The organism is Campylobacter sp. MIT 12-5580 (assembly GCF_005406235.1).
Lineage (GTDB): Bacteria > Campylobacterota > Campylobacteria > Campylobacterales > Campylobacteraceae > Campylobacter_D.
Genome location: NZ_NXLK01000022.1, coordinates 1 through 811, shown reverse-complemented (window position 1 = coordinate 811; position 811 = coordinate 1). Strand labels below are relative to the sequence as shown.

Below are 811 nucleotides of genomic sequence, written 5' to 3'. Positions count from 1 at the left end.
GCCAAACCAGACGCATCATCTTTTGCGGAGTTTATTCTAAGACCAGTAGAAAGTCTTTCCAAAGAAGTACTTAAACTTCTTGAGTTAGCTGTAACACTTGCGGTTGCGTTAAGTGCTGACACATTGGTGTTAATACGAAATGACATTTTAAATCCTTTTAAAGTGAAATCAACGAATTCCTTTCGTTGTTACAAGCTATATCGTTAGCTTTGAAAAAAAGTTTATACTTTGTTGATAAAAAATTTGTATTTTTTGTGAGGTGGATTGTTTTGCTTTGCTTGTAATGATAAATTTAAGGTTTGTCCCGAAGCCTGCCCCTCTTCGGTAGGTGTTTTTTGCTTAAGCTAAGGTTAAGGCAGGTTTGCTATAATCTTAATTGGTTTTTTTAGAGGTGGTTTAGGAGCCATAAAAGCTCCTTCGCCACAAGTAAAGTCAGTATCAAGATATTTAAAATTTTCAACTTCATCTACTTTGTCCCCTTTTCCCCAACCGAAAAGAGTAACCATTTACACTTAAGTTAGTTTGATTATACTTTATTTTTGCTTATGGGGTATTTAAAAGAGATTTTATCTTTTGGCTCAAATTTTTTGTATCCAAAATGAAAGCGAGATATTGACTTTTGAATTGACTTTTTCTTTTATGGCAAATGGTGATTTGAGGGGAAATTTAGAGCTGGGCTTTTAGCTGTTTGAAAGAAATTTTATTGACTTTTGTATTGACTTTTTGAAAACTTTGTCCTTAAATTTGGGCTTTAAGGCCACAAAACGACGCTTAGAATAAACTCCGCAAAAGATGATGCGTCTGGTTTGGC

General features: G+C 34.2%; 1 protein-coding gene and 1 pseudogene. Both read right to left on the bottom strand.

Annotated elements, in window-relative coordinates; all coding sequences use genetic code 11:
- A pseudogene (locus CQA38_RS09150) lies at positions 1-146 on the bottom strand (flagellin); the annotation flags it as partial.
- Positions 147-350: 204 nt separating this feature from the next.
- On the bottom strand, positions 351-506 hold the full coding sequence (locus CQA38_RS09275; protein WP_170999506.1) for a hypothetical protein: 156 nt from the start codon (positions 504-506) through the stop codon (positions 351-353).
- Positions 507-811 lie beyond the last annotated feature (305 nt).

Coding starts and splice junctions, on each gene's coding strand:
- CQA38_RS09275 (WP_170999506.1), bottom strand. CDS start 506: ATGGTTACTCTTTTCGGTTGGGGAAAAGGGGACAAAGTAGATGAAGTT.